General features: G+C 61.2%; 18 protein-coding genes. 15 read left to right on the top strand and 3 right to left on the bottom strand.

Annotated features, from left to right (window positions below):
* Window positions 1-124: 124 nt before the first annotated feature.
* From ACM3N8_RS11140 to ACM3N8_RS11165, 6 genes are all read left to right on the top strand, one after another.
* The gene (locus ACM3N8_RS11140) at window positions 125-775 is read left to right on the top strand and encodes a DedA family protein (RefSeq protein WP_043139268.1); all 651 of its coding nucleotides are present in this window, start codon (window positions 125-127) and stop codon (window positions 773-775) included.
* 113 nt (window positions 776-888) lie between these two features.
* Window positions 889-1,422, top strand: a complete 534-nt coding sequence (speG, locus tag ACM3N8_RS11145; protein ID WP_043139271.1) for a spermidine N1-acetyltransferase — start codon at window positions 889-891, stop codon at window positions 1,420-1,422.
* Between the two features lie 275 nt (window positions 1,423-1,697).
* Window positions 1,698-2,993: a DEAD/DEAH box helicase gene (locus ACM3N8_RS11150; protein WP_042866233.1), complete on the top strand. Its 1,296-nt coding sequence runs from the start codon at window positions 1,698-1,700 to the stop codon at window positions 2,991-2,993.
* Between the two features lie 137 nt (window positions 2,994-3,130).
* Entirely contained in the window at window positions 3,131-3,775 is a 645-nt protein-coding gene (locus ACM3N8_RS11155; RefSeq protein WP_043139275.1) for a DUF2913 family protein, read from the top strand.
* 318 nt (window positions 3,776-4,093) lie between these two features.
* Window positions 4,094-5,134 carry a M35 family metallo-endopeptidase gene (locus tag ACM3N8_RS11160; RefSeq protein WP_416016117.1) on the top strand — a complete coding sequence of 347 codons (1,041 nt, stop codon included), beginning with the start codon at window positions 4,094-4,096 and terminating at the stop codon, window positions 5,132-5,134.
* A 51-nt stretch (window positions 5,135-5,185) separates the two neighbouring features.
* Window positions 5,186-5,620: a protease gene (locus tag ACM3N8_RS11165; RefSeq protein ID WP_290022649.1), complete on the top strand. Its 435-nt coding sequence runs from the start codon at window positions 5,186-5,188 to the stop codon at window positions 5,618-5,620.
* On the opposite strand, the gene ACM3N8_RS11170 is transcribed toward ACM3N8_RS11165, so the two are convergent.
* A complete protein-coding gene (locus ACM3N8_RS11170) occupies window positions 5,617-6,600 on the bottom strand; it encodes a questin oxidase family protein (protein WP_416016118.1) in 984 nt (327 codons plus the stop codon). The genes ACM3N8_RS11165 and ACM3N8_RS11170 overlap by 4 nt on opposite strands.
* Before the next feature lie 66 nt (window positions 6,601-6,666).
* Between ACM3N8_RS11170 and soxR the strand changes: the two genes are divergently transcribed.
* The 6 genes from soxR to ACM3N8_RS11200 all read left to right on the top strand — a co-directional run bounded on the left by soxR (window position 6,667) and on the right by ACM3N8_RS11200 (window position 10,759).
* Complete coding sequence (soxR, locus tag ACM3N8_RS11175) at window positions 6,667-7,131, top strand: redox-sensitive transcriptional activator SoxR (RefSeq protein WP_098983670.1); 465 nt, start codon at window positions 6,667-6,669, stop codon at window positions 7,129-7,131.
* 79 nt (window positions 7,132-7,210) lie between these two features.
* Complete coding sequence (locus tag ACM3N8_RS11180) at window positions 7,211-7,789, top strand: O-methyltransferase (RefSeq protein WP_416016119.1); 579 nt, start codon at window positions 7,211-7,213, stop codon at window positions 7,787-7,789.
* Between the two features lie 11 nt (window positions 7,790-7,800).
* Window positions 7,801-8,211, top strand: coding sequence for a nuclear transport factor 2 family protein (locus ACM3N8_RS11185; RefSeq protein ID WP_103472859.1), 411 nt, complete (start codon window positions 7,801-7,803; stop codon window positions 8,209-8,211).
* Window positions 8,212-8,512: 301 nt separating this feature from the next.
* The gene (locus tag ACM3N8_RS11190; protein WP_103472860.1) at window positions 8,513-9,286 is read left to right on the top strand and encodes an amino acid ABC transporter substrate-binding protein; all 774 of its coding nucleotides are present in this window, start codon (window positions 8,513-8,515) and stop codon (window positions 9,284-9,286) included.
* A 58-nt stretch (window positions 9,287-9,344) separates the two neighbouring features.
* Window positions 9,345-10,001, top strand: a complete 657-nt coding sequence (locus tag ACM3N8_RS11195; RefSeq protein WP_240485632.1) for an amino acid ABC transporter permease — start codon at window positions 9,345-9,347, stop codon at window positions 9,999-10,001.
* Window positions 9,998-10,759 (top strand): amino acid ABC transporter ATP-binding protein, encoded by a 762-nt coding sequence (locus tag ACM3N8_RS11200; protein ID WP_290019588.1) that lies wholly within the window; start codon window positions 9,998-10,000, stop codon window positions 10,757-10,759. Before ACM3N8_RS11195 ends, ACM3N8_RS11200 begins: the two co-directional genes overlap by 4 nt.
* An 83-nt stretch (window positions 10,760-10,842) precedes the next feature.
* On the opposite strand, the gene ACM3N8_RS11205 is transcribed toward ACM3N8_RS11200, so the two are convergent.
* Both ACM3N8_RS11205 and gltB read right to left on the bottom strand, forming a co-directional pair.
* Window positions 10,843-12,258: an FAD-dependent oxidoreductase gene (locus ACM3N8_RS11205; RefSeq protein ID WP_042866254.1), complete on the bottom strand. Its 1,416-nt coding sequence runs from the start codon at window positions 12,256-12,258 to the stop codon at window positions 10,843-10,845.
* Between the two features lie 12 nt (window positions 12,259-12,270).
* Window positions 12,271-16,728, bottom strand: a complete 4,458-nt coding sequence (gltB, locus tag ACM3N8_RS11210; protein ID WP_416016120.1) for a glutamate synthase large subunit — start codon at window positions 16,726-16,728, stop codon at window positions 12,271-12,273.
* 600 nt (window positions 16,729-17,328) lie between these two features.
* On the opposite strand from gltB, the gene ACM3N8_RS11215 reads away from it, so the two are divergent.
* The 3 genes from ACM3N8_RS11215 to ACM3N8_RS11225 all read left to right on the top strand — a co-directional run bounded on the left by ACM3N8_RS11215 (window position 17,329) and on the right by ACM3N8_RS11225 (window position 22,209).
* Complete coding sequence (locus tag ACM3N8_RS11215) at window positions 17,329-18,264, top strand: TIGR01212 family radical SAM protein (protein WP_042866258.1); 936 nt, start codon at window positions 17,329-17,331, stop codon at window positions 18,262-18,264.
* Between the two features lie 389 nt (window positions 18,265-18,653).
* Window positions 18,654-20,798 carry a type I secretion system permease/ATPase gene (locus ACM3N8_RS11220; protein ID WP_241280932.1) on the top strand — a complete coding sequence of 715 codons (2,145 nt, stop codon included), beginning with the start codon at window positions 18,654-18,656 and terminating at the stop codon, window positions 20,796-20,798.
* Window positions 20,791-22,209, top strand: coding sequence for an HlyD family type I secretion periplasmic adaptor subunit (locus ACM3N8_RS11225; protein WP_043139311.1), 1,419 nt, complete (start codon window positions 20,791-20,793; stop codon window positions 22,207-22,209). The genes ACM3N8_RS11220 and ACM3N8_RS11225 overlap by 8 nt, the downstream gene beginning before the upstream one ends.
* Window positions 22,210-22,220 lie beyond the last annotated feature (11 nt).

Genomic DNA, 22,220 nt, shown 5'->3' on the forward strand with positions numbered 1-22,220 from the left:
TGGCAGGGTGTATAACGGGCCTCCCTCATGGAGAGAAGGGGCATGGCGACAGGGAGGGTCTGCCGCACCGGTGGCCCTCGGGTCACCCACTATGGATGCTCACTATGTTGATGGGAGTCACCAGATGCAGGAGATGCTGCTTGCCATATGGCAACAGGACTTTAACCAATTGATCCAGATGCAGGCGGTGGGCCTGCTCGTCACCTGTCTGGTGGTGATCCTTTTTCTCGAATCGAGCTTCGTCTTTTTGCCCCTGCCCGGTGACAGTCTGGTGCTGCTGGCCGGTGGCCTGGTGGGAATGGGGGTGCTCGGCCCCGAAGTCACACTGATTTACATGCCGCTTGCTGCCGGGCTTGGCAGCCTGATCGCCTATCTGCAGGGCCATGCGCTGCACGGCACCTCCTTCATGGGCCATGTGGAGCGGATGATCCCGGACGGCAGCCTGCCACGGGCCTCGCGTCTGCTGCACAGCTACGGCTTCTGGGCCATGTTCTCCTCCCGCTTCGTGCCCTTCGTCAGGGTGCTGACGCCCATGCTGATGGGGGTCTCGCGCCTGCATCTGCCGCGGGTGATGATGGCAAGCTTTGCCAGCGCCTTCCTCTGGGCCTTGCTGTTGAGTCTGGTGGGCAAGTTCGTGATGGCGGCCCCCGTGTTTGCCCAGTATCACGAGCTGATGACCAAGTGTCTGCTGGTGACCTCCCTCGGCCTGTTCGTCATCGCCATGGCGGCCATCGCCATCCGGCTGCTCAAGCGCCCGACCAACCGCATCCGCTGATCGGCTGCGGGTGGCCAAGGCTGCCCCGCGTATTTCTTGTGAATATTCACCTGACCCTGGCGCGACCCGAGCGGGCCGCTCGGGTCGCCCCTCAACCTTCAAGCAGGTACCTTATGTCATGTCATGACACCCTGAGCCTTCGTCCCCTCGAGCGAGAGGATCTGAAATTCGTGCATCAGCTCAACAACAACGCCAGCATAATGCGCTACTGGTTCGAGGAGCCTTACGAGGCTTACATGGAGCTGGCCCAGCTCTATGACAAGCACATCCACGATCAGCACGAGCGCCGCTTCATCCTGGAGGTGGCCGGCACCCAGGTCGGGCTGGTGGAGCTGGTGGACATTCGCAGCATTCATCGCCGCGCCGAATTCCAGATCATCATAGCCCCCGCCTATCAGGGGTTGGGTTATGCCAGAACGGCGACCCTGAAGGGGATGAAGTACGCCTTCAACGTGTTGAACCTGCACAAGTTGTATCTCATCGTCGATCGGGACAACGCCAAGGCGATCCACGTCTATCAGGGGTTGGGGTTCGAGCCGGAGGGGGAGCTGAAAGAGGAGTTCTTCATCGATGGCAAATATCGCACCGCCATTCGCATGTGCCTGTTTCAGCGTGATTTCAAGGCAGATGATGCAAACCGGAACTAAGGTTGCCTGACGCCCTGAGTGCCCAGGGGGGAGGGCGGCGCCGGCCTGTGTCAGCCTGGCTTCTCCCCCGGTCGGCGCGTTTTGGCCGCAGGATAAAAACTCAGGTCATTTGAGGCAGAATTTGTGATGCCTATCTGTTACACTTCGCGCCCGCCATTTTCCGGCTCACTTTCTGACTTGATGTCGGACGCAGCCACCGGTGGTATCAACCTCCGCCTCGCCTACGCCGAGCCGCAAGCCAAACACAGCCCAGCTGGAACACAGGAACCCAATTTATGAGATTTGAATCGTTCGATTTTGCCCCCGAGATTTTGCGTGCCGTCTCAGATTGCGGTTATCAGGAGATGACCCCTGTGCAGCGCCAGGCGATCCCGACCATACGTCGCGGTCTCGATGTGCTGGCCAGCGCCCAGACCGGGACCGGCAAGACTGCCGCCTTCGCCCTGCCGATATTGCAGCGCCTGGTGGACAAGCCGGCCGAGCTGCAACCGTCCAACGCCCGTGTGCTGATCCTGACCCCGACCCGTGAGCTGGCGGCTCAGGTGGCGAGCAACATCAATGACTTCGCCAAATACCTGGATGTTACCGTGCTGACGCTCGTTGGCGGCGGCAAGCAGGATGTGCAGGCCAAGAAGCTGAAAGCGGGTGCTCACATCATAGTGGCGACCCCGGGTCGTCTGCTGGAGCACCTGACCGCCTGCAACCTCAGCCTCTCCGGCGTCGAGTGTCTGGTGCTGGACGAAGCGGATCGCATCCTCGACATGGGCTTTAGCGCCGATGTGCAGCAGATCCTGCAAGCGGTCAACAAGGAGCGCCAGAACCTACTGTTCTCCGCCACTTTCTCCGACGGGGTGAAGAAGCTGGCCAACGTCATGCTGGACAAGCCGCAGATCATCAGCGTCAACAAGCAGAACTCCACCGCCGACACCGTCACCCACACCGTCTATCCGGTGGAGCAGAAGCGCAAGCGCGAGCTGCTCTCCGAGCTCATCGGCAAGCAGAACTGGCCGCAGGTGCTGGTGTTTGCCAGTACCCGTGAAAGCTGTGACGAGCTGGTGGCCGAGCTGAACCTGGATGGCATCAAGTCCGCCGTGGTGCATGGCGACAAGGCCCAGGGCAGCCGTCGCCGCGCCCTGCGCGAATTCACCGAAGGCAAGGTGCGGGTGCTGGTCGCCACCGAAGTGGCCGCCCGTGGTCTGGACATCCCGGATCTGCAGTACGTGGTCAACTATGATCTGCCGTTCCTGGCCGAAGACTACGTGCACCGCATCGGTCGTACCGGCCGCGCCGGCAAGAGCGGCATGGCTATCTCCTTCGTCAGCCGCGAGGAAGAGCGCACCCTGCTCGAGATCGAGGCGCTGATCGGCCAGAAGATCCGCCGTGTCATGGTGCCGGGCTATCAGGTGGGCAACCGTGACGAGCTGATCAAACAGTTGCAGGAGCGTCGTCGCTTCGGCAAGCGTCCCCAGCGCGATGACAACGCCGCCGCCCAGGCCATGGCCGAGGCCAAGCTGCAGGGTCAGCGTCTCAAGCGTCTGGCGGCAATGAAGAAGCCGCGTCAGCCGAAGTAAGCACGCCCAACCCCGCCCCGGCCTTCCCCTTGTCAGGGCAGGCCGGGAGGGGCGATTTAGTACATAAAGGCGCCACTGGCGCCTTTATGTTGTTGATGACCCGGCCTCTGGCCCGCCCGTCTTTCTGAGGACTCGTGATGACACCTCCCAACTACAATCAGGCCCTGCTCGACATGGCCACCCAGAGTCTTGCCGAGCTGGCGCGCACCGCCGAGCAGAAGGCGGGCAAGCGCACCCCGGCCCAGGAGAGCCATTTTCTCTGCACCTGGATGGCGGACTCCCTCAAGGAGAAGCGCTTCTCCCGGCTGGTGATGGAGGATCTGAAAGGCTGGATCCAGCAGGGCCGCACCCTGGGAGCCGGCGCCGATCTCAAGGGCTTGCTGGAGCGCATCGCCTTCCAGTACGCCCGTGTGCAGGCCGACTCCCAGCAGCTCGGCACCAGGCTGGCCGCCATGCTGGCCGAGCTGGAAAGCGCGGGTTGGTTGGTGTTTACCGACAGCGAGGTGAGCGCCAAGCTGCGCCTGCAGGGGCAGGGCCAATCCAGCCTGGTGATCTCCAGCCGCGAATATGGCGAGCACCTGGTCCAGGGGGAGCTTGTCAAGCCGCTGACCCTCTATGCGCGCTGTGACGAAACCCAGCTGGCCGAGGCGGCCTTTCGCCATGGTCTGCTGCTGAGCCAGGGCAACAAGAAGACCACGCTTGTCAAACACCACAAGGCGTATTCTCTGGTGCCGGCCAACCTGCAGCCCGCGCTGGCGCTGCTGGCCGAGGCGAAAGCCTGACGGCGAGCCCCTTCCTCTGTCCTTCCCAAACCCCGGCCTGGCGCCGGGGTTTTTTATGCGCGGCGAGCGGCGATGGGAGCGCCGGGGAGGCGAGGAGAGCCAGGGGCAAGTGGGATGGGGAGCGGGACTGGCTCGCCCCGTTTTTGTCGCGGATGGTTTGTCGCATCGGGCTCTTTCCTCCTCTTTCCCCCTCTGATGGGGGGCGTCCCCCATATGGTGGGATGGTGGCGGAAAATTTCTGCTCTAGGGTGGGTTGGCCCCAAAGAGGGCCTTAAGGAAGCAAACCGCCTGATGGCGATACTCAATGAATGAGGAAACATGATGAAAGCGACTCCCATTGCCCTGCTGCTGGCCGGTGTGCTGGCCTCTCCGCTCTGCGCCGCAGGGCTCGATGCCCAACTTACCCTGGTGGATGGCAGCACAGACGATGTGCGCGTCAACCTGACGCTGACCAACACGGGCGACAAGCCGATCCGCCTGCTCAAGTGGCAACTGCCGGGCAGCGAAGATGCGCCCCTGTTCCTGGTGGAACGGGATGGCCTGCCGGTCAGCTACGAGGGGGCCCTGATCAAGCGGGCGGCGCCGACCGACAAGGACTTCCAGCTGCTCAAGGCCGGCCAGAGCCTGACGGTGCAGGCGGAGGTGTCGGGTCTCTATGACATGAGCGCCCAGGGTCAATACAGCATCCGTTATCAGCTGCCGACCCTGCCGCAGGAGGCGAAGGCCACCAAGGCCAAACAGGCTCAGGCGAGCGAGTCCAACGCCATCACCCTGTGGGTTGAGGGGGTGAACGATGAGCGAGTTCAGGCCAAGGTGGCCGCCGCCGACCCTCAGGCCGTCACCGCCTCGGTCAGCTTCAGCGGCCGCTGCACCAACACCCAGAAGAGCGATATTCTGGCCGCGCTCGATGCCGCCAGCGGCATCAGCAACAACTCCAGCAGCTATCTGGCGGTGGACAAGCCCGATGGCCAGCGTTATCGCAGCTGGTTTGGCGCCTATGACGCCTCCCGCTGGGACCAGGCCGAGGGGCACTTCAGCAAGATCAAGGATGCCATCGACAACAAGCCGCTCACCTTCGACTGCGGCTGCAAGCAGAGCTACTTTGCCTACGTCTACCCGGATCAGCCCTACAAGGTCTATCTGTGCAAGAGCTTCTGGACCGCGCCCGTCACCGGGACCGACTCCCGTGCCGGCACCATAGTTCATGAGCTGAGCCACTTCACCGTGGTGGCAGGCACCGACGATCTGGGTTACGGTCAGGCCAATGCCCGCAATCTGGCGAAGACGGAGCCGGTCAAGGCGCTCAACAACGCCGACAACCACGAATACTTCGCCGAAAATACCCCGAGCGAAAATTGATCCGCTGACAGGGGCCGCCAGGCCCCTTTTTTTGATGTTGAAGGAGGCGCCATGATGACACTCTTGCTCACGACCCTCGCACTCGCCCCCCTGCAGTGCGAGCTGTCGGTCAAGGCACAAAGCCGGGTGGACGAGCCCTTGCCCCTGGTGATGACCTTGACCAACAAGGGGGAGGGGCCGCTCGAGGTGCTGAGCTGGTTCACCCCGTTCGAGGGCTGGTTTGCCGATGCCATCGAACTTACCCTGGATAACCAGCCGCTGGCCTACAAGGGGCCGCTCGCCAAGCGTGGTGCTCCCGCGGCCGAGGATTTCTTCATACTGGGGCCGGGCCAGCAGAGCCAGGCGGATGCGGATCTGACCCAGGTCTACGATCTGTCGCGCCCAGGCCTCTATCACCTCAATTATCGCGCCCAGCCCTTGACCCTGACCCAGGGGGTTGCCCCGCGCTGCCCCGCCATCAGCTTCAGTCGCCTGGCTACGCCCTAGGCGGGCAGACACGCCTTGCCGCTGCTCGCATCCAGCAGCTCCACAGCGCGGGCCGCCACCGCCAGATAACGAGGCGATGTGTCCCGCTCCCGCCAGCAGCAGTGCACCAGCTTGATCACATGATCGTCCAGGCTGGCCAGCGCCAGTGGCAATACCCTCTGCCAATCCAGCCCTGTGGCGTCCGGCCAGTGCAGGGAACGCAACGCGGGCGCCCCGACCGTGATATAAGCCGCCGCCACCGCCTGCCACATCAGGGTTTGCCACGGCGCTTGCCACTCGCCGGGCAACTGCTGCGCGACCAGGGCGGCGGCCCTACTGCCGGTCACCATGTGCAACACGGTGAAATTGCCGGTCTGCCAATAGAGTTGCAGGGCGATCTCGGCCAGCTGGGCGAATACTGCCGATGACTCGGCGAGTGAGCGGGGCAGTGTGCCCGGCCAGCGCGGCGCCTCTGCCACCTGCTGCAATCGACCCGTGATCCACTCGCCCTGCCAGCTCGCACCCTCCCACTGTTCGGAAAGCCCGGCCAGCAGGCTGGCGACATCCCGGCTGGGAGCGGCCTCTCCGGCAGGCAGTATCAGGGGACGGCACTGCCAGGCGGCCAGTGCCGCGGCCTGCTCCCCCAGATGGCCATTTTCCAGGGCGCAGGCGAAGCGGATCAGGGGGTGAAAGGCCCCTCCCGCCGGTGAGAGTCGGCGTGCCAGCAGTGTCTCAAAGGTGGGCTGCCAGCCTTGGGTAGCGAGCCGGTTTGCCAGCTGCTGACGCAGCCGAACGAAGCTGATTTCATCCTCCCCCTGACTTGTTTCCCCGCTCGGCAGCGCATGGGTTGCCTGCCAGTGATCGAAGAAATGCTGCAGCTGGCGGGGGCTGGCGCCCATCTCGTGCAGGGCGTGCAGCGCCATCGGGCAGTGGTTGGTGGTGCCCCGGCCATTGAGGGCAAAAGCACGGTTGGCATCGAGCAGGCGATGAAGATGATGCATAATCGTTTGACTCCTTTCATTAAGGGAGACAGGATTGTGCAAGTTAAAGCTAACTTGAGGTCAAGGATGGATACGGATCGCAAGTGGTTAGCCATAGGCCAGATAGCCAGGCGCTCCGGCGTCAACGCCAGTGCCTTGCGTTTTTACGAGCAGAAGGGGCTGCTTCGCAGCGTGCGCAGCCATGGAGGTCAGCGCCTCTATCCGCAGGATGCGCTGCGCCGGATCGCCTTCATCCGGGTGGCGCAGGGGATGGGGTTGAGCCTTGGCGACATTGCCGATGCCCTCGCCGGTTTGCCCGATGGCCGCACACCGGATCGTCGCGACTGGGAGCAGATCGCCAGCCAGTGGCAGGGGCTGCTCGATCAGCGCATCGAGGCTCTGCTGCAGCTCAAGGGCAAGCTCACCTCCTGCATCGGCTGCGGTTGCCTGTCGCTCGAGCACTGCGCCCTTTACAACCCGGATGATCAGGCCGCAAGACAGGGCGCCGGCCCCCGCTATCTGCTGGGGGATGCGCCGCCGTCCGACGAGTGATCAGCAACATGATGAACATGAGTGTCGACCCAGCCATGCCATGCACAGGGCCGACTCGTTTAACCGTCAAGGAGGAGACATGGCACTGGAACAGCTTAAACGGGAATTGGAGCAGTTTGGCGAATACAACGACAGCCAGCAGCAGACCCGTGGCAGCAAGATGCTCAACATCACCCGCGATACCGGCGAGCTGCTGGCGGTGCTGGTGCAGACCAGGGGGGCAGACGCCGTGCTGGAGATAGGCACCTCCAACGGTTACTCCACCCTCTGGCTGGCCGAGGCAGTGAAGCGGCTGGGGGGCCGGGTCACCACCATAGAGCTGGACGAGGGCAAACGGACCATGGCGGCCGCCAACTTCCAGCGCGCCGGCCTAGGCCCCTGGATCAGCCAGCTGGCGGGCGAGGCGGGGGCCCTGCTGGCCGAGCTGCCGACGGAAGGTTATCAGCTGATCTTCCTGGATTCAGATCGTCAGCACTATCGGACCTGGTGGCCGCAGATCCGGCGCCTGCTGGCCCCTCGCGGCCTGCTGGTGGTGGACAACGCCATCTCCCATCGGGACGAGATGGTCGAGTGGATGAGTGAGGTGCAGCGCGATCCGGCCTTCCAGAGCACGCTGGTGCCGGTGGGCAAGGGGGAGTGGCTGGTGGTGCGTCTGTAGGGAGAGTGAGCATGGAATTCAAGACCATGGAACCAAGAGCTGTGGTAGAGGCCTATTGGCAGGCCATGCAGAGCAACGATTTTGCCAAGGCGGCCAGGTGGCTGTGCGAGGATTATGTCTGTGACTGGCCGCAGTCGGGCGAGCGGATCGCGGGGCGCTGCAACTTCATCGAGATCAACCGCCGCTATCCGGCGGCGGGCCCCTGGAATTTTGAGGTGGTCCGGCTGCTGGAGCAGGGGCGGGAGGTGGTGACAGAGGTGTTGATCACCGATGGCCAGGTGCAGGCCCGCGCCATCACTTTTCACACTGTGCGCGGAGACGCCATCCTGCACCAGACCGAGTTCTGGCCCGATCTCTACGAGGCCCCCCACTGGCGTCGACCCTGGGTGACCCCGATCCCCCGGGAGTCGCAACTCGCCTGATCCCGGCCCCCAGGGTGAGCCATGCCACCCTGGGGGAATGATTATTTTGTCTTGTTACCTTGCTTTTATCCTCGTTATCCATAATTTCGCTAAATATCCCCACATTTCATTGTTTGGCAATGGAATGGCCCGCGTTATGTTTTGTCCATGCCGATAGTCAGCCGGATTAATCTGTGATGTTGCAGCGAATGATATCAATCGGCCCGCTACGAATTCAGGTTCGGAAAATAATAATTGCATGGCGCCAATATATTTTATTTGGCAAGCGTTCTGGGTATTTATAAATATAACGAGGTGATTCATGAAAAAAGTACGTTCCCTGTTTTTGCTGGCGGCGCTTCCGCTGGCTCTGATGACCTCGGCCGAGGCCCAATCCAGCCTCGCCGCCATTCAGAGTGCCGGGGTGATCAAGATAGGCACGGAAGGGGCCTATCCTCCGTTTACCTACCACGACAAGAGCGGCAAACTGGTGGGTTTTGACGTTGAGATTGGCGAGCTGATCGCACGCGGTCTCGGGGTGAAGCCCGAGTTCGTCGAGGGCAAGTGGGACGGGCTCATCGCCGGGGTGGATGCCAAGCGCTACGATCTGGTGCTCAACGAAGTGGCCATCACCCCGGAGCGGCTGAAAAAATATGACTTTTCAGACCCCTACATCACCTCCAAAGCAGTGGTGGTGGTACACAGCGACAACGGCACCATCAAGAGCTTCGCGGATCTGAAGGGCAAGAAGTCCTCCCAGTCCCTGACCAGCAACTTTGCCCAGCTGGCCAAAAAATCGGGGGCCGAGGTGGTGGCCACCGAGGGCTTCAACCAGTCCCTTGAGCTGGTGCTGACCGGGCGGGTGGATGCCACCATCAACGACAGCCTCTCCTACCTGGACTTCAAGAAGCAGAAGCCGGATGCCAAGTTGAAGGTGGCGGCGACCGAGCCGAAGGGGGATCAATCGGCCGCCCTGCTCGCCAAGGGACAACCGGAATTGCTGGCCGCCATCAATCAGACGCTGCGCACCGCCAAGCAAGACGGTGCCTATCAGAAGATATCGCTGAAATATTTTGGCACTGACGTCTCGAATTAATAACTTGGCCGAATAATAACAATAAAGGGGAATTAACGTGCCAGCCTGGTTGCAGTTAATGATCGACTCTTTTTGGCCCCTGCTCAGTGCGGGGCTTATTTTTACCGTGCCCTTGACCCTGATCACCTTCGTATTGGGAATATTGCTCGGTTTCCTGGTGGCACTGGCAAGATTATATGGTCCCGCTCCGCTGGTCGCCTTGGTCCGCTTCTATGTCTGGCTTATTCGGGGCACGCCGCTGCTGGTGCAGCTCTTTCTGATTTTTTATGGTTTGCCGAGTGCCGGCATAGTGCTGGATGCCTTTACCGCCGCCGTCATCGGTTTCACCCTCAACATAGGTGCCTACAGCTCGGAGATCATCCGCGCCACCCTGGCCGCCATCCCCAAGGGGCAGTGGGAGGCGGCCTACTCCATCGGCATGAACTGGCCCCAGGTGATGTGGCGGGTGATCCTGCCGCAGGCGGCGCGCATCGCTGTGCCACCTCTCTCCAACACCTTCATCTCGCTGGTCAAGGACACCTCGCTGGCGGCGGCGGTGACTGTGCCCGAGCTGTTTCAGGCGGCCCAGCGACTCGCCTCCGTCACCTATGAGCCGCTCATCCTCTATGTCGAGACGGCCATCATCTACCTGCTGTTCAGCTCTGTGCTCTCCACCCTGCAAGACAGGCTGGAGCGCAGACTGACCCACAAAGAGACCCGGGAGCTTGCCCTATGATCCGATTGAGCGGCATCGAGAAGCAGTTTGGCGCTCAGAAGGTGCTGAAGGGAGTGGATCTGGCCATGGCAGCGGGCAGCGTCACCGCCCTGATAGGTCCCTCCGGCAGCGGCAAGAGCACCTTGCTGCGCTGCGTGAACCTGCTGGAGCGGCCGGATGCGGGGACGCTGGTGCTGGGGGGGAGCGAGCTCGATTTCTCGCGCCATCTGTCGCGTCAGAGCGTGCTGAGCCTGCGCCAGCAGACCGGCATGGTGTTTCAGAACTTCCAGCTGTTCCCGCACATGACGGTGCTGGAGAACGTGATTGAGGGGCTGGTGACAGTGCTGAAGTGGCCAAAGGAGAAGGCGGTGGCGAGGGGCTTGGCCTTGCTGGACAAGGTGGGGCTCAGCCACAAGGCCGAGACTGTGCCCGCCACCCTCTCCGGCGGCCAGCAGCAGAGAGTCGCCATCGCGCGGGCACTGGCCCAGTCACCCAAGGTGCTGCTCTGTGACGAGCCCACCTCGGCGCTGGATCCCGAGCTCGCGCTGGAGGTGGTGGCCGTGCTGCGCCAGCTGGCACGTGAAGGCACCACCATGCTGATCGCCACCCACGACTTGCGGCTGGCATCCCAGATAGCGCAACAGGTGATCTTTCTGGAATCCGGCGAGGTGGTGGAGGCGGGCAGTGCGCGCCAGATGTTCACCACTCCCAAGCGGGCCCGCACCTTCGAGTACATCTCCACCCTGACCGAGCGGTTGCCGGAGAGCTGGAGCATCTAGCGGCGCTTGCCCGGACGACAGCCATATAAAAAACAGCCCCGCAGATGCGGGGCTGTTTGCTTGGGGAAGCCTTGGACGGCAGTTTACACGGCCAGGTAGTCCATGATCCCCTCGGCGGCCTTGCGACCCTCGTAGATGGCGGTGACCACCAGATCCGAGCCACGCACAGCGTCGCCACCGGCGAACACCTTGGGGTTGCTGGTCTGGAAGGCATGTTCGGCCTGCTCGGGGGCCTTGATCCTATCCCGGCTGTCGAGCTCGATACCGTACTCCGCCATCCAGGGCTGGGGGTTGGGCTGGAAGCCGAACGCCATCACCACGGCATCGGCGGCCAGCACCTGCTCGGAGCCTGCGATCACCACAGGATTGCGGCGGCCGTTGGCATCGGGCGCACTGAGCTCGGTGCTCACCACCTTAATGCCGCAGGTACGGCCATGGGCATCGAGTTCGACGCCGACCGGCTGCAGGTTGAACATGAATTCCACCCCTTCCTCCTGGGCGTTCTTCACCTCCCGCTTGGAGCCCGGCATGTTCTCGGCGTCGCGACGGTAGGCGCAGATCACCTTGTCGGCGCCCTGGCGGATGGCGGTACGGACGCAGTCCATGGCGGTATCGCCGCCACCGAGTACCACCACCTGCTTGCCGGCGAAGTCGATGTAATCGGCCTGTGCCTTCTCAAAGCCCAGCAGCCGGTTGGCGTTGGAGATGAGGTAGGGCAGGGCGTCGTACACACCAGGGGCCGTCTCGTTGTCGAAGCCGCCCTTCATGTACTTGTAGGTGCCGACCCCGAGGAAGACGGCATCGAACTCGCCGAGCAGGTCGGCGAAGGTGACATCCTTGCCCACCTCGGTCTCGAGGCGGAACTCGATCCCCATGCCCTCGAAGATCTCGCGCCGACGCTGCATCACCTCTTTTTCCAGCTTGAAGGAGGGGATGCCGAAGGTGAGCAGGCCGCCGATCTCCGGATACTTGTCAAACACCACGGCGCTGACACCGCTGCGCGCCAGCACGTCGGCGCAGGCGAGCCCGGCGGGGCCCGCACCTATGACGGCGACCCGTTTGTCTGTCTTGATCACCTTGGAGAGATCCGGGCGCCAGCCCATCTCGAACGCCTTGTCGGTGATGTATTTCTCGATGTTGCCTATGGTGACGGCGCCGAAGCGATCGTTCAGGGTGCAGGCACCCTCGCACAGTCTGTCTTGCGGGCAGACCCGGCCGCACACTTCCGGCAGGCTGTTGGTCTGGTGGGAGAGCTCCACCGCCTCCAGGATGCGCCCCTCGTTGGCCAGTTTCAGCCAGTTGGGGATGTAGTTGTGCACCGGGCACTTCCACTCGCAATAGGGGTTGCCGCAGTCGAGGCAGCGATCCGCCTGCATGCCGACCTGGGCCTGGTTGAAGGGCTCGTAGATCTCCACAAACTGGATCTTGCGGATCTTGAGCGGCTTCTTGGGCGGGTCGACCCGCTGGACATCGATAAACTGGAATACGTTCTGGCTCATAGGGTTCCCTCCTTATTGCGCCTGGATTCTGAGTTCTGCACTGGAACGGCTGGTGTGGCCAAGCAGGGATTTGACGTCGCTGGACTTGGGTTTGATCAGCTTGAACTTGGGCACATAGGCGTCGAAATGGGCCAGGATCTCCTCGGCGCGCGAGCTGCCGGTCTCATTGAGGTGCGCCGTTATGATGCCGCGCAGGTGCTCCTGGTGGATGGCGAGATCCGCCACGTCCAGCAGTTCCACCAGCTCGGGGTTGGTGCGCTTGGCAAAGTTGCCGCACTCGTCGAGCACGTAGGCGAAGCCGCCGGTCATGCCCGCCGCGAAGTTGACGCCGGTGGTGCCGAGCACGGTGACTATGCCGCCTGTCATATATTCACAACCGTTGTCACCAATTCCCTCGACCACCGCCAGGGCGCCGGAGTTGCGCACCGCGAAGCGCTCGCCCGCCGTGCCTGCCGCGTAGAGCTTGCCGCCGGTGGCGCCATAGAGGCAGGTGTTGCCTATGATGGCCGCCTCGTGGGACTTGAACGCCACGCCGACGTGGGGTTTGACCACCAGCTTGCCGCCTGTCATGCCTTTGCCCACGTAGTCGTTGGCGTCACCCGTGAGTATCATCTCGAGGCCACCCGCGTTCCAGACGCCGAAGCTCTGGCCTGCGGTGCCGTTGAAGTGAACCCGCACCGGATCGGCCGCCATGCCCTGGTTGCCGTGCCGTTTGACTATCTCGCCGGAGAGACGGGCACCCACGGAGCGATCCGTGTTGCGGATGTCATAGCGGAATTCGCCGCCAGACTTGTGCTCGACCGCCTCCAGCAGGTCTTCCACCATCTTGAGGTTGAGCGGACCCTTGTCGAAGGTCGGGTTGTGCTGCTGGCTGAACAGGCTGGAGCCTGCCGGTGCCACCGGGCTCGCCAGCAGGCCGGAGAGATCCAGCTTGGCCTGACGGGCGGTGAGGCCGGGCAGGGCCTCAAGCAAATCGGTGCGACCGATCAGATCCGTCAGCTGGGTCACCCCCAGCTGAGCCATCAGCTCGCGAGTCTCCTCGGCGATGAACTGGAAGTAGTTCATCACCATCTCCGGCAGGCCGGTGAAGTGCTCGCGGCGCAGCTTCTCATCCTGAGTGGCGACGCCGGTGGCGCAGTTGTTCAGGTGACAGATACGCAGGTATTTGCAGCCGAGCGCCACCATGGGGCCTGTACCGAAACCGAAGCTCTCGGCGCCGAGGATGGCCGCCTTGATGATGTCCAGACCGGTCTTGAGACCGCCATCCACCTGCAGCCGCACCTTGTGGCGCAGACCGTTGGCCACCAGGGCCTGTTGGGTCTCGGCCAGGCCCAGCTCCCAGGGAGAGCCGGCATATTTGACCGAACTCAGCGGGCTGGCACCTGTGCCGCCGTCATAACCGGAGACCGTGATGAAGTCCGCATAGGCCTTGGCCACGCCGCAGGCGATGGTGCCGACACCGGGCTCGGACACCAGCTTGACCGACACCAGGCAGTCCGGGTTGATCTGCTTGATGTCGAAGATGAGCTGAGCCAGATCCTCGATGGAGTAGATGTCGTGGTGCGGCGGCGGTGAGATCAGGGTCACGCCGGGCACCGAATAACGCAGCTTGGCAATCTGGGCCGTCACCTTGTCACCGGGCAGCTGACCCCCTTCGCCTGGCTTGGCGCCCTGGGCCACCTTGATCTGCACCACGTCCGCGTTCATCAGGTAGTGGGGGGTGACGCCGAAGCGCCCCGAGGCCACCTGCTTGATGCGCGAATTTTTCTCGGTGCCGAAACGCTTGGGATCTTCGCCACCCTCGCCCGAGTTGCTCTTGCCGCCGAGCCGGTTCATGGCCACCGCCAGTGCCTCGTGGGCCTCAGGGCCCAGCGCGCCTATGGACATGGCGGCGGAGTCGAAGCGGGGGAACAGCTTGGCCGCAGGCTCGACTTGCTCCAGCGCCACCGGGTTGTCGACCTTCTTCAGGGCGAGCAGATCACGCAGGGTGGAGACAGGGCGCTCGTTCACCAGACGGGCGTACTCCTTGTAATCGGCGTAGTCGCCGGAGCGCACCGCGGTTTGCAGGGTCTGCACCACGTCCGGGTTGTAGGTGTGGTACTCGCCACCGTGGACAAATTTGAGCAGGCCGCCCTGGGTGAGGGACTTGCGCGCCAACCAGGCCTGACGGGCCAGATTGAGCTGATCCTGCTGGATGTCGGCAAAATCGGCGCCCTGGATGCGGCTGGAGACGCCGCGGAAGCACATGGCGACCACGGCGCTGGAGAGCCCCACCGCCTCGAACAGCTGGGAGCAGCGGTAGCTGGCGACCGTGCTGATGCCCATCTTGGACATCACCTTGTAGAGCCCCTTGTTGATGCCGTTGCGGTAGTTGAGCATGGCCTGGCGCAGGCTCATCTTGAGCACGCCTTCCTCGACCTGTTTGGCTAGGGTTTCATAGGCCAGATAGGGGTAGATGGCGGTGGCGCCAAAGCCCAGCAGCACGGAGAAGTGGTGCGGATCGCGCACGCTCGCGGTCTCCACCAAAATGTTGGCGTCGCAGCGCAGGTTGTTGTCCACCAGGGTGCGTTGCACCGCGCCCACCGCCATGGCAGCCGGAATGGGCAGGGTATTGGCGCTGACGTCCCGATCCGACAGGATCAGCAGCACTGTACCGCCGCGCGCCTTGTCGGCGGCGTCCTTGCACAGCCGTTCAAGGGCCGCTTGTAGCCCCTCTTCCGGCTGGTAGTTCAGGCTCAGCACCGCATGACGATAGTGTTCCCCTTCCAGCGCCAGCAGCTGATGGAAGTCGGAGTAGAGCAGGATAGGCGACTGGAACAGCACCCGGTGGGCGTGGCCGAAGGTCTCGTTGAAGACGTTCTGCTCGCGCCCGATACAGGTGGCCAGCGACATCACGTGGTTTTCCCGCAGCGGATCTATGGGCGGGTTGGTCACCTGGGCGAACATCTGGCGGAAGTAGTCATACAGGGTACGCTGGCTGGAGGAGAGCACCGCCATCGGGGTGTCATCCCCCATGGAGCCGACCGCCTCCTGGCCGTTCTCGCCGAGCACGCGGATGATTTGATCCAGCTCCTCGTAGGAGTAGCCAAACAGCTTCTGATAGGTCTTGAGCTGGTCGTCCGAGAACTCGCGGGCGCCTGTGCTGGCGTCATCCATCTGCTCGAACGGCACCAGCCGTTTGCAATGCTTGTCCATCCACTGCTTGTAGGTGTGACGGCTCTTGAGATCGTCATCGATCTCGAAGCTGGTCCACACCTTGCCGTTGCGGGTATCCACTACGAACAGCTCGCCCGGGCCTACCCGGCCCTTCTCCAGCACCTCGTCCGGGGTGTAGTCCCAGGTGCCGACCTCAGACGCGAGGGTGATGAACTTGTCCTTGGTGATGACATAACGTGCCGGGCGCAGGCCGTTGCGGTCCAGCGCGCAGGTGGCGTAGCGGCCATCTGTCATGACGATGCCGGCCGGGCCATCCCAGGGCTCCATGTGCATGGAGTTGAAGTCATAGAAGGCGCGCAGGTCGTCATCCATGTTCGGGTGTTTTTGCCATGCAGGCGGGATCAGCAGGCGCATGGCGCGGAACAGGTCCATGCCGCCGGCCAGGAAGAGGTCCAGCATGTTGTCGAGGCTGGAGGAATCCGACCCAGTGGTGTTGACAAAGGGGGCGGCCTCTTGCAGATCCGGGATGAGCGGAGTGGCGAACTTGTAGCTGCGCGCCTTGGCCCACTGGCGGTTGCCGGCTATGGTGTTGATTTCGCCGTTGTGGGCCAGGTAGCGGAACGGCTGCGCCAACGGCCAGCGCGGGCTGGTGTTGGTGGAGAAGCGCTGGTGGAACACGCAGATGGCCGCCTGCATGCGAATGTCGGCGAGATCCAGATAGAAGCGCGGCAAGTCCACCGGCATGCACAGTCCTTTGTAGACTGTGACCAGATTGGAGAGGCTGACCACATAGAAGTAGTCGTCGCTGATACGCTTCTCGATGCGGCGACGCACTATATAGAGGCGGCGCTCGAGATCCTTGTCGACCCAGCCGGGGGGCGCGTTGACAAAGACCTGTTCGATGCTGGGCAGGGAGGCTTTGGCGATGGGACCGAGCACATTGGTATCGATGGGCACCTTGCGCCAACCGACCAGACTCAAGGTTTCTCTTTCCAGCTCCTCGTCTATGATGTCGCGGGTCTGCTGGGCCAACAGGGGGTCCGGATTCAGGAACAGCATGCCGACCGCATAGTTGCGGCCCAGGTGCCATCCTTTCTCTTCGGCGATCGCGCGATAGAAGCTGTCCGGTTTTTGCAGCAGCAGACCGCAGCCATCGCCGGTCTTGCCGTCGGCAGAGATGCCGCCGCGGTGCTGCATGCGAGCCAATGCTGACATCGCGAGACGGACAAGCTTGTGGCTGGCTTCACCTTCCATGTGGGCCAACAGGCCGAAGCCACAGTTATCCCTCTCCAGCTTTGGATCATATAGTGACATTGCATTTCTCCCTTGCTCGGCCTTGCATCGCAAACTGCATAAATTGCGATTGGCTCTTGTGGTTCCGTCCGCCTGACGTGGCGAATCTCCAAACTAATGGGATTTTTCGGCAAGGTCAATTGGACATCCCGGCTGTTTTCATTATTACAAAGTCATAACAAAATGTCGGGGTGCGGGTGTATATGGGGCTTGAAGTGGCTATTGCTCTGGCTGTTTTTATTTTTGCAGGATTTAATACTGATATCTTGGGTTTTGTTGGTTGACTCAGTGGGGACGGTGATTTGTAGTAATTTTACCAATCAATCCGGCCAGTGAGAGGTGGCGATCACAATTACGCACCCTGTGTCTTGCATTTGTCGCCAATGGGGCTATGAGGAAAATTTCATTGCTCAACAGGTGGTTAGCTGGTCGTTATTCGGTTGTGGCCTGGGCGCTGTTTTTAGCTGACGGGTTTCGAAAGCGTCAATAACTACCTACTTGCAGATATTTATCCAAATATTGGTGAATATTTATATGTTTTCTGACCCTCGTCTCCCTTGATCCAGCTCAGCGCCCTGTTTGTGCAAGCTCGTACAATGGCGCTCCTTTAGCGGAGGTGTCATGCAGTTACACGAACTCGTCAATACATTCGGTCAGGATCTCAAGCAACGCCACGGCCAGAAGATCCACAAGCTCTCCATTCACGGCGCTTTTACCTGCCCCAATCGGGACGGCACCCTGGGCCGCGGTGGCTGCACCTTCTGCAATGTCTCCTCTTTTGCCGACGAGTCGGCCCAGCAGCTTTCCGTGGTGCAACAACTGCTGGCGCGCCGGGATGAAGTGACCCGTGCCAAGCGCTACCTCGCCTATTTTCAGGCTTATACCAGCACCTATGCCGAGGTGGAATATCTGCAGCGCATGTATGAAGAGGCGCTGTCGGTGAGCGACATGGTGGGCTTGTGTGTCGGCACTCGCCCCGATTGCGTGCCGGATGCTGTGCTGGACTTGCTGGCCGGCTATCAGGCTCGTGGCTATGAGGTATGGCTGGAGCTGGGGCTGCAGAGCGCCAATGACAAGACTTTGCAGCGCATCAACCGCGGGCACGGCTACGCGGCCTATGCCGATGCGGTCGAGCGGGCCCATCGGCGTGGCATCAAGGTTTGCGCGCATCTGATCGTCGGCCTGCCCGGTGAAGTGCCCATGGACAGCCTGAATACGTTGCACCGCATAGTGGAGACGGGCGTGGAGGGGATAAAGCTGCACCCGCTGCACGTGGTGGAGGGGAGTACCCTCGGCAAGGCCTGGCAGGCGGGTCGACTTGAAGTTCTGACCCTGGAGCAATACGTGGAGGCGGCGGTGGCCATGATCCAGCACACGCCCCCCGAGGTGGTCTATCACCGCATCTCAGCTTCGGCTCGTCGTCCGACCCTGTTGGCGCCGGTCTGGTGCGAGAATCGCTGGACAGCCATGGCTGGTATTGCTAGTGAACTGGCTCGCTCCGGCGCTCAGGGACACAGCCTGGGGCGACCTTTTTCCCTCGCAGGATGTATTGAGTGAGCAATCAAATTTCGTCAAAAAAAACAGAGGGTTATTAGATGAAATTCAGTCTTTGCAGTATAGTTTCGGTAAAATTGTCTTGATATAGTAGTGGGCTTGAAAAAGATATCATTATCAATAAGCTTGTGTTATTTCCAATTTAGGCGGGATATATCGGACATGGCGCCATCTTGTGTCGCTATCGAGTGCCGATCATGCCGTACCGCCTTTGGGCGTAATGCCTCTCAGGTCTGACGATGACATCCAGTGTCATTTACCTGTGCTTTAACGTTAATCAGGCTGTTGATCTCTTGCCGTGGAGTCCGGGTTATTTATTCCACGAGATCGCGTTCGCCGGACAGCGATGTGTGACCACCACAGTCGGCCTAATCATGCAGTGACAGGATGCTATGCAAGCAGAAACTAACCGTATTGATGAGTTGTTGGAGTGCCTGGTCTTCCTGACCCGCTTTTATGGCGTACCCAACAGCAGGGATGCTCTGACCACTGGATTGCCGCTGGTATCCGGCCTGCTGACCCCGAACCTGTTCAGTCGCGCCGCCGAGCGGGGGGGGCTGTCTGCACGGGAAGTGATCCAGCCCCTTGCCGATATCTCCTCCCTGTTGTTGCCTTGCGTGCTGCAGATGCGCAACGGCGGTGCCTGCATACTGCTGGAGTGGAACGAAGACAGAACCCAGGGCAAGGTGATTTTTCCTCAGGCAGGGGATGCGGCCGAGTGGCTTGGCATAGCCCAGCTGGGTGATGAGTATCTGGGCCGGCTCTTCTTCGTCAAAAAACAGTTCAAGTTTGATGACCGTTCCCCCAAGGTGCTGGAGACCCGTGATGGACACTGGTTCTGGAGCACCTTGTTTGAATCCCGTGGCATCTATCGTGATGTGCTGATCGCCTCCATTTTGATCAACCTGTTTGCGGTGGCCAGCCCGCTGTTCACCATGAACGTCTATGACAAAATCGTGCCCAACCTGGCGTTCGAGTCGCTCTGGGTGCTGGCGGCGGGCGCCATGGTGGTGTTTACCTTCGATTTCGTGATGCGCCAGTTGCGCAGCTATTTTATCGATATCGCGGGCAAGAAATCGGACGTGCTGCTGTCGGCCAAGATCTTCGCCAAGGTAATGGGCATGCGGATGGAGTCAAGACCGGCCTCTACCGGCGCCTTTGCCAAACACCTGCAGGAGTTCGAATCGGTGCGGGAGTTCTTCACTTCCGCGACGGTTTCTACCCTTATCGATCTGCCCTTTGCGGTCTTCTTCCTCTTTATCATCTGGATGTTTGCCGGCGTCATGGTGGTGGTGCCCATCGTCGCCATGTTGATCCTGGTGGCCTACAGCTTCTATATCCAGGCGCCCCTCAAGCAGTCCATCGAAGAGGGCTCGCGGCTTGCCTCCCAGAAAAATGCCAACCTGATCGAGAGTATTTCCGGGCTGGAGACCGTCAAGATCTTTGGCGCCGAGAGCATGTTCCAGCACCGCTGGGAGCAGGCGGTATCCCATATATCGACCTGGGGCGTGCAGACGCGCCGCATCACCAACTCAATGTCGTCCCTGGCCAGCTACATCCAGCAGGTGGTGACAGTGGGCCTGGTGATCGTCGGTGTCTATCAGATATCGGAAGGGCTGGTTACCATGGGCGGCATGATTGCCGCCGTCATGCTGTCGAGCCGCGCCATCGCCCCCATGGTGCAACTCTCTGTGCTCTCCACCCGCTACAACCAGGCCAAATCCGCGCTGGAGATCCTGGAGAAGATCATGATGACGCCGGGCGAGCAGGAGGAGGGCAAGCAGTACATTCATCACCCTGTCATCGCCGGCCGGATCGAATTTGACAATGTGTCGTTCAAGTACCCAGGGATGGAAAGCAGCACACTGCACAACATCAATCTGCGGATCGAGCCGGGCGAGAAGGTGGCCATCATAGGCCGGATCGGGGCGGGCAAGACGACCCTCGAGAAGATCCTGATGGGCCTGTATCGGCCGACCGATGGCTCGGTGCGCATCGACGGGTTCGAGCTGGATCAGCTGCCGGCATCCGTGATCCGGCGCAACATAGGCTGTGTGCCGCAAGACGTGACCCTGTTTTTTGGCTCGGTGCGCGACAACATAATGCTCGGCAACCCGCTGGTGGACGATGTGCGGGTCATGCGTGCGGCCAAGCGGGCCGGGGTCACCAACTTCACCAACCGGGACCCGAACGGTCTGGACCGCCAGATAGGTGAAGGGGGGCGGCAGCTCTCCGGCGGTCAGCGTCAGGCAATCCTGCTGGCCCGGGCCCTGCTCAACGATCCCCCCATTCTGGTGATGGACGAACCCACTTCCAACATGGATAACCAGTCAGAGATGCAGGTCAAGCATGAGCTGGCACGACTGGGACCGGAGACCACCCTGATCCTCATCACTCACAAGACCTCCATGCTCGATGTCGCATCGCGGGTCATCGTCGTGGAGCAGGGGCAGATAGTGGCAGATGGACCCAAAGAGGTGGTGTTGCAACAGTTGAAGGAAGGCAAGGTGCGAGTGCAGGAGGCGTCCAATGGCTAGATTTGGCCTGTTCAAGAAGTCGCCGTCCGATACTGTGCTGCCTGCCCCCGAGCATCTGGAGTTTGTCGACGATGGCGCCGCCGCCGTCCTGCTGACTACCCCGACCCGGGCCAGAGCGCTGCTGTGGGCCTGCTTCCTGTTCTTCATGAGCGCCATCATCTGGGCAGCCTGGGCTGAGCTGGACGAGGTGACGGTCGGGCAGGGCAAGGTGATCCCGTCCCGTCAGTTGCAGGTGATCCAGAACCTCGAGGGTGGGATCGTCAAGGAGATCTTCGTCAAGGAGGGGGATATCGTCGAGAAAGGGCAGCCGCTGCTGCGCATCGATGACACCCGTTTCCGTTCCGATTTTCGGGAGCGTGAGCAGGAGCTGGTGATCCTCAAGGGCGATATCGCCCGGCTAAGGGCCGAGATCCAGAGTGTGGTGGTCAAGACCGCGCCCAATCTGGGCTGGCGTGAGCAAGTGGCCATTGACAAGCAGCCGATCGATTTTCCTGATGGATTCGAGAACGTGTTTGCCGAGTACGTTGCGCGTGAAAAGTCGGTACAGGATGAGCGACTCAACAACCTGAACAACCAGCTCTATATACTCGGCCAGCAGATCGAGCAAAAAGAGCAGGAGACCATAGAGCTCAACGCCAAGATCAGAACCGTCGGGCGCAGCGTGGATCTGGCTCGTCAGGAGCTGGATATCAGCCGCCCGCTGGCCAAGGAGGGGATAGTACCTCAGGTCGAGCTCATCAAGCTGGAGCGTCAGGTCAACGAGATGCAGGGGGAGCTGGAGAGCAACCGGCTGCTGATCCCCAAACTCAACTCAGTGCTGCGGGAGACCATCTCCAAGCGCAACGACATAGCGTTGAAGTTTCGGGCCGACTCACAGACGGAGCTCAACGAGCGGCAGGGGAAACTGAGCCAGCTCTCCGAGGGGCAGGTAGGGCTGCGGGACAGGGTCGACCGTACCAGCGTGATTGCGCCGCTCAAAGGCACCATCAAGAAGCTCAAGATCAATACCCTTGGGGGTGTGGTGCAACCTGGGATGGATCTGATGGAGATAGTGCCGCTGGAAGACACCCTGCTGGTCGAGGCCAAGGTCTCCCCGAAAGACATTGCATTCTTGCGGCCAGGGCTCGAGGCCGTGGTCAAGATCACTGCCTATGACTTCACTATCTATGGAGGATTACATGGAAAGGTTGAACAGATAAGTGCCGACTCCATCCAGGATGAGGAGGGGAACTCCTTCTACCTGGTACGAGTTCGCACCGAGAAAAGTTACTTGGGCGATGAGCTTAACGCACTTCCCATCATCCCCGGTATGTTAGCCAGTGCAGATATTATTACTGGTAAAAAAAGTGTCCTAGACTATTTGCTTAAGCCGATATTACGGGCTAGGCAGTCGGCACTGAGAGAACGATAAGCCAACAATCT

It is taken from the genome of Aeromonas sp. A04 (assembly GCF_047780465.1).
GTDB lineage: Bacteria > Pseudomonadota > Gammaproteobacteria > Enterobacterales > Aeromonadaceae > Aeromonas > Aeromonas bestiarum.